Here is a 9,972-nt window from a genome sequence, read left to right as displayed (position 1 = left end):
ACTCTATTCGCCGACGTGGCGGAAGGGTTCCGGCAGGCCCGCGTGCTGGATCCGAACATGGCGGCTAAGGACGTGCGAGAAACGGCGCAAATGGCAGGGACGCGGCTCCAGGAACTGGCGAATACGATGGTTCCCCAACTGCGGGGCAAGGCGGCGAAGATCCGGGTAAAACGGCAGCGGCCGTGGTCCTACACGAACGTGGAGAAGGAAGACATTCAGAAGTGCAGCGCGCTGGTCAAGGAGTTTGCGAGCGTGGAGGGGCAGTTCCAGGGGCTGCTGGGGAAGGTCGGCGGGTCGGGCGAGTGGGCGCAAGGCGACGCCATACGCAGCCAGAGCAGCGATCGGGCCGCCACGTACCAGTCGTTCGAGGACGATTTCGTCATTCTGCCGTACGACACGACGATCTTCTGGTGACGGGGCGCGGGGCCGGCTGGGGCGTGCCGCCGGGTCCTGCCGCCAAGGCGATCAGAACGCCGAGGATTGCTACTGGGCCCCCAATTCCGAGCGGCCCCGTGGGGTCAGGTGGGGCAACCGGCCATCCCGCTCAGGGTCATTAGGGATGGGGCGACGGCCCACGGCAAGAGGGGTCTGTCTTCGGAGGCGTGGGTTGGCTCCGGAAAATTTGGTGGAAAATGGGGGGGCCGACGTGATATAATTCGGGCGATGACGTGGGGGGGGTATGTGGGCTTTGTAGGGGAACCATCCGATTAACGTCCTTTTGATTTATCCTGAGTGTCCCGACACGTTCTGGAGTTTCAAGCATGCGCTGAAGTTCATCCGGAAGCGTGCGGGTTCGCCGCCGCTGGGGCTGCTGACGGTAGCGGCCATGCTGCCGGCGGACTGGTCGAAGCGTCTGGTGGACTTGAACGTGACGCGGCTCCGCGCGAAGGACCTGGCGTGGGCGGACCTGGCGATGGTGAGCGCGATGGTGGTGCAGCGGGAGTCCGCGCGGCAGGTGATCGGGCGGTGCAAGGCGGCGGGCCTGAAGGTGGTGGCGGGGGGGCCGCTGTTTACCATCGAGCACGACCAGTTCGAGGAAGTGGACCATTTCGTGCTGAACGAGGCGGAGGTGACGCTCCCGCCGTTCCTGGAAGACCTGAGCCAGGGCCGGGCGAAGCACCTCTACGCGAGCGAGGAGCGTGCGGACCTGCGCGAGACGCCGATCCCGCAGTGGGACCTGGCGGACCTGAGGCGATACGGCTGGATGAGCATCCAGTTTTCGCGCGGGTGCCCGTTCAACTGTGACTTCTGCAACGTGACGGCGCTTTTTGGTCACAAGTTCCGGACGAAGACGACGGGGCAGATCCTTGCGGAACTGGACGACATCTACGACCGGGGCTGGCGCGCGGGCGTCTTCTTCGTGGATGACAATTTCGTCGGCAAGAAAGAGGTTTTGAGGACGGACCTCCTGCCGGCCCTGATCGCGTGGCAGAAGAACCATCCCGGCATCCCGTTTCAGACCCAGGTCTCGATAAACCTGGCGGACGACGAGGACCTGATGCGGATGATGGCCGAGGCGGGATTCCACATGGTCTTCATCGGGGTCGAGACGCCGGACGAGACGAGCCTGGTCGAGTGCAACAAGAAACAGAACCAGGGGCGGGACCTGGTGGCGGACGTGAAGCGGATGCAGCGCTGCGGCCTGCAGGTGCAGGGCGGGTTCATCGTCGGCTTCGACAGCGATGAGCCGTCCATTTTCCAGCGGCAGATCGATTTCATTCAGAAGAGCGGGATCGTGACGGCCATGGTGGGTCTGCTCCAGGCGTTCCCCGGGACGAAGCTGTACGAGCGTCTGAAGCGCGAGGGGCGCCTGCTGGGCCGACCGTCAGGCGACAGCGTGGACGGAACGATAAACCTCGTCCCGCGGATGAGCGCGGAGCGGCTGCACGAGGGATACCGCAAGATCCTGGAGCAGATCTACTCGCCGAAACATTACTACGAGCGCGTGCGGACCTTCCTGCGGGAGTACAAGGCGCCGAAGGCGCAGGAGCGGTTCCGGTTTGAAGACGTTCTGGCATTTTTGCGTTCGGTCCTTCGGCTGGGCATCCTCGAGAAGGGGCGGCTGGGGTACTGGCGGCTCCTGGCGTGGACGCGATTCCGGAGGCCTGAACTCTTTCCGCTAGCCGTCACGCTGGCCATCTCTGGTTACCATTGCCGCAAGGTCTGCCGGTCGCTCGGCCTGGAGTAGGCCCGGGCGGGCACATTTCTGCGACTCCACAGCGTCATCGGACTCTGGCGAGAGCGCGCCGGGGCTTCAGATGGTCATGGCGAGGAAGCCGCCGTCGACGCGCACCAGGGCGCCCGTGACGAATCCGGAGGCCTTCGCGCTGGCGAGCCAGAGGACGGCACCGAGAAGTTCCTCGGGTTCGCCGAAGCGTTTCATCGGCGTGTGGGCCATGATCTGGGCGGTGCGTTCCTCGGTGAGGAGGCGGCGATTCTGCTCGGCCGGGAAGAAACCGGGGATAAGGGCATTGACGCGGACGCCGGCCTCGGCCCACTCGCGGGCGAGGAACTGGGTGATCTGGTTGACGCCGCCCTTCGCGACACCGTAGGTGAAGACCCTCGAGAGGGGCGGTCCGCTCGAAGCGCTCGAAATGTTGATGATGGAGCCGCCCTTGCGCTGGACCATGCCGCGCCCGAAGACTTGGCAGGCGAGAAAGACGCCCTTCAAGTCCACGGCAATAAGTTTCTCCCACTCTTCTTCGGCGATTTCGAAGAAGGGGGTGCCGGAGTTGAGGCCGGGGGCGTTGATGAGGATGTCGGTGCCGCCCCAGGCCTTGTCGATCGCGTCGGAGGCGGTCTGAAGGTCGCGTTTGGAGGCGACGTCCACCTTAAGGGCCAGCGCGGTGCCGCCGGCCTTGGTGATTTGGTCGGCGCGAGTCTTGGCGGCATCGGGATTGAGGTCGAGGACGGCCACCTTGGCCCCCGCGCGGGCGAGGGCGAGGGCCATGGCGCCGGCGAGGACGCCGCCGCCGCCGATGACGGCCGCTCGCCTGCCGTCGAGTCCGAACATCGTGGTCAAGTAAGCCGAATCGGCCATTCTCCGCCTCCTTTTATCCGGCCTGCGGAACGAGAATAGGATAGCAGGGAAGGCGGGGGATTCAAGGGATTCCGGCCGGCCGGCGTCGGCCCCAGCCAAAAGGCTTGAAACTTCTCCCTCCGCTGATAGCATACAGCCCCCTTCGAACCCTTGGCCAGAGAAGGAGACAGGAAGTGGCGAAAGCAGACCCGCATGTGAAACTGAAAGCCTTCCAGCCGACGTGCGAGTACTTCGTGGGGATCGACTCGGACGGCTGCGCGTTCGACACGATGGAACCGAAGCACAAGGAATGCTTCTGCCCCGTCACGGTGTGGAAATGGGACCTGGCGGCCGTGTCGAAGTACGCCCGCGAGGCGTGGGACTTTGTGAACCTGTATTCCAAGGAGCGCGGCTGCAACCGCTTCCACGCCCTCCAGCACGTGATGAACCACCTGCGGGAGCGCCCGGAGGTTATCCGCCGCAAGGTCGACATACCGCTCTTGAAGGAACTGAAAGCGTGGACCTCGCGCGCCAAGGCCCTGGGCAACCCGGAACTGAAGGCCGAGGTCGAGCGCACCGGCAACGCCGAACTGGCGCAGGTCCTGGACTGGTCGAAGACCATCAACGAGATGGTCGCGAAGATCGTGAAGAAGGTGCCGCCGTTCCCGGGGGTGCGGGAGAGCCTGGAACTCCTGGCCGGCAAGGCCGACCTGATGGTCGTCAGCGCGACGCCCGGGGAGGCCCTCGAACGCGAGTGGGAGGAGCACGGCATCGGGCGGTACATGGGGCTCATCGCAGGCCAGGAGATGGGCCCGAAGAAGGAGCACCTCGAGATCGCGGCAGGCGGAAAGTATCCGCCGGAGAAGATCCTCATGATCGGCGACGCGCCGGGCGACTTGAAGGCCGCCCAGGCGAACAAGGCCATGTTTTACCCGATCAACCCGGGTCACGAGGAGGAATCGTGGGCGAGGTTCCACCAGGAAGCGGGGCCGAAGTTCCTGGCGGGCAAGTACACGCGCGAGTACGAGGCGCGCCTGATTGCGGAGTTCGAGAAGTTGCTGCCCGAAACGCCGCCGTGGAAGCATTGAAAACAAGTGACGCAGTAACGCAGTGACGAAGTGACAGAGGCGGCCGCGCGCCGTCACGGTTAGCCGCGAGCCGGAGGCGAGCGGGTCCTGGCCCGATTTCATTTGACGCCCCGGCCGGGGACGATGGTACGATGCTGCGGCGTTTCGGTCGGCGGTGCCGCCGGTGGGGAGCATTTCCCGATGCGAAGCCTTGGGGCCGCCCATCCGTTCGGGGGTTTCGACAGGGCAAGGGGGTAGCAGCATCATGATCCAATTTCAGTGCGCCAAGTGCGGCAAGCGGCTGATGGTGAAGGACGAGTCGGCGGGCAAACGCGTCAAGTGTCCGGCATGCGGGCAGGTTCTCCAGGCCCCGGCCGCCAGGGCCGCGCCCGCGCCGGCCCAGGCACCGGCCAAACCGGAGCCGCCGCCCCCTGCAGCGAAGGCGCCGGCGCCGCTGGCGCTGAAACCGGTGGCACCGCCGCGTCCGGTCCCGGCGGCCGCATCGCTCGGCGTGGGTCCAGCGGGAGGCGTCATCCGGGCGCCCACGCGGATGTCGAAGAAGTTCTACCTCACCTCGATCGTGGCGGGACCGGCGGTCCTCGCGGTGGCGGCGATCCTCTACGTCATTGGCCTCTTCGTGTTCGGCGCCGGCGCCGTCGCCGCCCAGCATGGCGGGGCCGAAAACCCCCAGGAAGCCATGGCCAACATGACCGCCATGACCCAGGGGATGTGGAGATGGGGGCTCCTGTGCCTGATCGTGTTCATCATCGGATATGCGGTGCAGATTTACAGCGGTGTGATTGGGTTCGTGCTCCTCTACAAGATGTGGTCGGCCCTTCAGGCGGGCCCCGTGCGGGCGACGCCGGGCAAGGCCGTCGGCCTGCTCTTTGTCCCGTTTTACAACTTGTATTGGATGTTCCAGGCGATTCTCGGATGGACGCAGGACTATAATGCCTTCGTCGCGCAGCGCGGGATTGAGTCCCCCCAGGCGCCGGAGGGCCTGGCGAAAACGATCTGCATCCTGGCCCTCGTGGGCGCGGTGCCTTGCGTCGGCTTGCTCGTGCTGCCAGTTTTTTTTGTTCTGGCGCTTGTGTTCTACGCGAAGGCGATTGACTGCGTGAACGCCCTGGCCCTCGTTCCGGAGAAAGTGACGGCACCGATGGGAACGGCGTAAGACATAGTCCGGGCGGAGCAGGTAGAATCAAGGGCGGCGGGTCTTCCGACCCGCCGCCCTTTTTACTATCTGCGCACGGACACGCGTCGCGTCTAGTGGTGGAACAGGCGGAGGCCGGAGAAGGCCATGACCATGCCGTGCTCGTCGCAGGCCTGGATGACCAGGTCGTCGCGGTCGGAGCCGCCCGGCTGAAGGATATATTTCACGCCGCTCTGGGCGGCGCGGTCGATCGAGTCGCGGAAGGGGAAGAAAGCATCGGAGGCAAGGCTGACGCCGGTGAGTTTGTCGATCCAGTCCCGCCGTTCCTTGGCCGAGAGCGGTTTCGGGGCCGGGGCGAACGCCTCTTTCCAGGCCCGTTCCTCGAGTGGCGTCGGGTGCTCGAGCAGATACTGGTCGATGGCGTTGTTCATCTCGGCCCGCGAGAGGCCTTCCTTGAACGTGGCCTCCAGGACGTGCGGGTGCTGGCGGAGCCACCAAATGTCGGCCTTGGAGCCGGCGAGGCGCGTGCAGTGGACCCGCGACTGCTGGCCGGCGCCGATGCCGATCGCCTGGCCGCTCTTCGCGAACGCGACGGAGTTCGACTGCGTGTACTTCAGCGCGATACTGCCGACCATGAGGTCTCGGACGGCCTCCGCGGGGAGGTCCTTCTTCTGGGTGACGATGTTCCTACAAAGTTCCGGGCCTGGGACGGCGGCGTTGCGAGTCTGCTCCAGGTGAATGCCGTAAAGTTCGCGCGTCTCAAGTTCGGGAGGCTTGAAGTCCGGGTCCATTTTCATGACGAGGAACTTTCCGCCGCGCTTCTCGCGCAGGACCTTGAGGGCGTCGGCATCATAGGCGGGGGCGATGCAGCCGTCGGACACCTCGCGGGCGAGGAGTTCGGCCGCGGAGCGGTCCACCTTATCTGAAAAGGCGGCAAAATCACCGAAACTGGACATGCGGTCGGCCCCGCGGGCCCGGGCGTAGGCGATTGCCAGCAGCGAAAGGTCCGGCATGTCATCCACGAAGTAGGCCTTCTTCTCGGCGTCCGAAAGGGGTGCCGACACGGCGGCGCCGGCCGGGCTCACGTGCTTGAACGACGCCGCGGCCGGGAGACCGAGCGCCTGGCGAAGTTCCTTGACGAGGGCCCATGCGTTCAGGGCATCGAGCACGTTGATGAACCCGGGCGAGCCGGAGAGGACCTCGATGGGCAAATCGCCCTTGGCGACGAAGATGCGCGCGTGCTTCTGGTGCGGGTTCATGCCGTAGCGGAGTCGAATCTCTTTGGCCATCCTTTCACCCTTTCATTGCTGGCGACTCGCTCCCCCGGCGCGCCGGGGGAGCGGCTAAGCATGGGTTTGCTACTTGCGGTGCGCCTGGGGCACATACGCCTTGCATTTCTTTTCCGCGAAGGTCGGCTCGAAGCGCGCGAAGCGCTGGAGACCGTCTTCGAGCGGCACCTGGACCCACTCGCCGCCAATGAGCGGCCGGGCGTAGGCCAGAAAATCATCCGTGACGTCGCAGCGCGACGGGGCGATCCACCCGGCCGGAAACTTGCGTTCGGAGTTCGCCATCGCCTCCAGAGGGACCTTGTCGTAGCGGACCCGGTACTTGGCCCCCGGGTCGCGAAGGATGGTGGCCATCCAGCCGGAGCCTTCACGCGCGGCAATCTCGGCGGCCTTTCGGCCGACCTCGTAGGCTTCCTTGAGGTCCACGGTCGAGGCGTAGAGCATGTTGTGGCGCTGGTCGGTGCCGGGGACGTTGCCGCGCGCCGCCCCGCGAGCGGTAAGTCCCTTCTCGTTGAGGTAGTTCACGACCATCTGGCAGACGGTGGTCTCGCTGGAAGAGAACTGCACGTGGCCGAAGGAGTCGCGGCGCTCGCCGAGGCTTCCGACGTCGAACCCTTCGCTGACGACAACCAGGCATCGGCCGCTTTGTTTCAGTTCGTCGTTGACGTTATCGCCGAGTTGCTCGAGCGTGACACCGGCCTCGGCAAGGTAAATCTGGAGCGGCAGGCTTCGCTCAGGGTCGGCGAGGCGTGCGGCGGCGGGGATGAAGCCGATCTTTCGGCCCATGGCCTGTATGACGAGCACAGGGTCGGCGGGCGAGGAGCCGGCGTTTTCCTCGTTGGCGCTCTGGACGTAGCAGGCCCAGTAGCGTGCAACGCTCCCGTAACCGGGCGTATGGTCGATGAGTTGGAACTCCGAGTCGCCGACGTCGTTGTCAATCGTCTTCGGGACGCCGGTGGCGACGAGGTCCAGGCCGCGCTCGTGGGCGAGTTGGGCGATCTTGTGGGCGGTGTCCATCGAGTCGTTGCCGCCTGTGTAGAAAAAGTACCCGACCTGGTGCGCCTTGAGGACATCGATGACCCGCTCGAAATCCTCCTTCTGCTGCGATTTGAGTTTATAGCGGCAGGTGCCGATGGCGCCAGCGGCCGGCGTCGTCTCCAGGAGCCGGATTTCCTTCTTCGGCTGGGCCGAAAGGTCCAGCAGTTCCTCCTTCAGGACGCCCTCGATGCCGTGCCACGCAGCATAGACGGTGCCGAACGTCTTCGGGTCCTCAAGGCACGCCTCGACGACGCCGCGGATGGAGTTGTTGATGACGGGCGAGGGACCGCCCGACTGGGCGACGATGATGTTTTTCGGTTTGGGCAATTGCGCGCCCTCCTGTCGAACGCGCCGCGCAAGCGCGGCGGCTAAACGTGCGACCTTACGTTATCGATTCCGATTTCAGGCGGTGGAGAACTTCTCCGGCATGGTCCACGACGAGGATGCCTTCGTCCTCGCGGTTCCTCCACTCGTCGATTGGAACCGTCGCCGGGTCCATGTACCCGAGGTTGATTCGCCGGCAGCGTTCCTCGGGGATGCCGGTGGCCAGAATAACATGGATGCGCGGCTTTTCAACCGCGTTGCAGTACGTGCCGAGCCCCCGGACGTGGGTCGAGTGGGCCATGATGCCGCCGGGGACGTCGGCAAACTTGTCCATCTGCTCGCGGAAATAGTCGAGGCAATGGTAGCCGATCTTGTCCAGCAACCGACCGTGCGTGTAGGAAACCTCCGTAATGTGCGGGGCGTAGATGATGAGGTCCCCGCCGTCCGCGACGACGGGCTCGAGTTTGTACATCACCTTGCCGCCGGTCCAGAGGTCGTCGTACATCTCCGGCGCGATGCCGAGCACCTTCTTGAACGCGTGATCCATGTGGCGGATGTGGACCTGGGCTGAGAGGTCGGCCGCGGCCGACCAGGATTCGCGCGCCTCCCCGATGTAGAGGCCCTTGAGGTCCTCGTGTGTCATGACCAGGCCGAAGTTCGTGATGGGAACCTTGACGAACTCGGCAGCGCGGTCGATGACGCGCCGGACGACGGTATCCTTGACGCCGTTGATCTTCCAGTTCGTCACCAGGGCGCCGAGCCAGTGGAAGAAGTTGAGGAACTCGGCCCCGCAGATGCCGGGGAAGAGATACTTGTGCCCGCCGGAGAAACCGACCACCTCGTGCGGAAAGGTCGGGCCGACGATGAAAAGCCGGTCGTAGTCGAAGACAAGGCGGTTGATCCGGACGGGAACGTCGCGGGCGTATCGCCCTTCGGTCAGGCGGTCCATCTCGCGGGCCGACAGCGTCCCGATCGTCTCCAGCACCTTCGGGTCGTCCCAGGCGTGGTTGAAAATCTCGATGTCGCCGTAGCGGGTGCGCCGCTCCTTGGCCGTCATCTCGAGGAGTTTGAGGATTTGCGTCTCCTTCATCGCGCGGTGCGTGCCGAGGGCGATGAGAAAATCGAGTTTGGCCGCGCGGCCCTTGAGGGCGTCCGCCAGCGTCCGGAACATGAGGCCGACGGGGGCGGTGCGCGTCGAGTCGGGAATCAGCGCGAGGATGCGCTTGCCCCCGATGTCAAGGCCGGCAATCGCCTCGCTCACGAACTCGCGGACCTCCACGTCGGCAACGAGGCCTTCCTTATGTCCGCGGCCAATCAGCATGGGCCGTCCTTTTTACGACGCCGGCTCGACCGGGAACCCGAGGGTCTCCAGGGCCGATCGGACCTGCGAGCCGGCGGACCCGAGTTCAACCGTCGTCTGCGGAAACTCTCGCCGCACGGGATAGTTTTTCCGGAGCGACTTAAAATACGCGCTCCGTCCCTCGGCCGGTTTCTCGCGGATCGCCCGGAGCCTCGCGTCATCCGCCTCGATATCGTAAGCGGCACGGGTAGCATACCGGATCGCCTGCTGCGCGTCCACCCCAGCCGGGAGGCGGATCCGCGGCGTCTCGGGCGGCGGCATCAGGGGCGAGGGATCCCACGCGCGCGCAAGGCCGAAATGGCGACAGAACGCCTCCAGGATCATCCGCGTCCCGTTCACCTTGCCGTCGTAGGAATAGCCGGCGATGTGCGGCGTCGCGATGTCCACGGCCTTCAGAAGTTCCAGGTCGATGTTGGGCTCGTTTTTCCAAACGTCGAACACCAGCGCACCGAGGCGGCCAGCTGCGCAAGTCGCCTTCAGCGCTGCCGTGTCCGCCACGCTGCCGCGCGACGTGTTGAGGAGAATCACGTCCCGCTTGAGGCGGCTGAGCAGGCTTTCGCCGATCATGTGGTATGTCGCATCGTGGCCCTCGCGCGAGAGAGGCACGTGGAACGTCACGATGTCGGCGTCGAAAAGAGTTTCAATCGGCACGTATTTTGGGTCCCCGGTCTCGCAGGCGAGGGGCGGGTCGTTCCTGAGGACGGTCATGCCGAGCCCCTCGGCGA

The 9,972-nt window shown here is 65.0% G+C and carries 9 protein-coding genes; 4 read left to right on the top strand and 5 right to left on the bottom strand.

Annotated features, from left to right (window positions below):
• Together NTX40_07650 and NTX40_07645 are read left to right on the top strand one after the other, a co-directional pair.
• Positions 1-414, top strand: a 414-nt coding sequence (locus NTX40_07650) for a hypothetical protein (protein MCX5648953.1), incomplete at its 5' end; no start/stop codon positions are given.
• Between the two features lie 292 nt (positions 415-706).
• Entirely contained in the window at positions 707-2,188 is a 1,482-nt protein-coding gene (locus tag NTX40_07645; GenBank protein MCX5648952.1) for a B12-binding domain-containing radical SAM protein, read from the top strand.
• Positions 2,189-2,254: 66 nt separating this feature from the next.
• Here NTX40_07645 and NTX40_07640 read toward each other — a convergent pair whose 3' ends face one another.
• A complete protein-coding gene (locus NTX40_07640; GenBank protein MCX5648951.1) occupies positions 2,255-3,040 on the bottom strand; it encodes an SDR family oxidoreductase in 786 nt (261 codons plus the stop codon).
• Positions 3,041-3,213: 173 nt separating this feature from the next.
• On the opposite strand from NTX40_07640, the gene NTX40_07635 reads away from it, so the two are divergent.
• The gene (locus NTX40_07635) at positions 3,214-4,107 is read left to right on the top strand and encodes an HAD hydrolase-like protein (protein ID MCX5648950.1); all 894 of its coding nucleotides are present in this window, start codon (positions 3,214-3,216) and stop codon (positions 4,105-4,107) included.
• 244 nt (positions 4,108-4,351) lie between these two features.
• Entirely contained in the window at positions 4,352-5,260 is a 909-nt protein-coding gene (locus NTX40_07630) for a hypothetical protein (GenBank protein ID MCX5648949.1), read from the top strand.
• 92 nt (positions 5,261-5,352) lie between these two features.
• On the opposite strand, the gene NTX40_07625 is transcribed toward NTX40_07630, so the two are convergent.
• From NTX40_07625 to NTX40_07610, 4 genes are all read right to left on the bottom strand, one after another.
• Positions 5,353-6,528: a phosphoribosylaminoimidazolecarboxamide formyltransferase gene (locus NTX40_07625; GenBank protein ID MCX5648948.1), complete on the bottom strand. Its 1,176-nt coding sequence runs from the start codon at positions 6,526-6,528 to the stop codon at positions 5,353-5,355.
• A 69-nt stretch (positions 6,529-6,597) separates the two neighbouring features.
• Positions 6,598-7,890, bottom strand: coding sequence for a diphosphate--fructose-6-phosphate 1-phosphotransferase (locus NTX40_07620; GenBank protein ID MCX5648947.1), 1,293 nt, complete (start codon positions 7,888-7,890; stop codon positions 6,598-6,600).
• A gap of 55 nt (positions 7,891-7,945) precedes the next feature.
• Positions 7,946-9,208 carry a lactate racemase domain-containing protein gene (locus tag NTX40_07615; GenBank protein ID MCX5648946.1) on the bottom strand — a complete coding sequence of 421 codons (1,263 nt, stop codon included), beginning with the start codon at positions 9,206-9,208 and terminating at the stop codon, positions 7,946-7,948.
• A 12-nt stretch (positions 9,209-9,220) separates the two neighbouring features.
• Positions 9,221-9,972, bottom strand: a 752-nt coding sequence (locus tag NTX40_07610; protein ID MCX5648945.1) for a DUF3410 domain-containing protein, incomplete at its 5' end; no start/stop codon positions are given.

The sequence above is a fragment of the Planctomycetota bacterium genome, assembly GCA_026387035.1.
Classification (GTDB): Bacteria; Planctomycetota; Phycisphaerae; order FEN-1346; family FEN-1346; genus JAPLMM01.
This window is presented reverse-complemented; position numbering and strand designations above follow the sequence as displayed.

Excerpts from the sequence above, each read along its gene's own strand:
- NTX40_07640 (MCX5648951.1), bottom strand. The coding sequence starts at position 3,040 with ATGGCCGATTCGGCTTACTTGACCACGATGTTCGGACTCGACGGCAGG.
- NTX40_07630 (MCX5648949.1), top strand. The coding sequence starts at position 4,352 with ATGATCCAATTTCAGTGCGCCAAGTGCGGCAAGCGGCTGATGGTGAAG.
- NTX40_07625 (MCX5648948.1), bottom strand. The coding sequence starts at position 6,528 with ATGGCCAAAGAGATTCGACTCCGCTACGGCATGAACCCGCACCAGAAG.
- NTX40_07615 (MCX5648946.1), bottom strand. The coding sequence starts at position 9,208 with ATGCTGATTGGCCGCGGACATAAGGAAGGCCTCGTTGCCGACGTGGAG.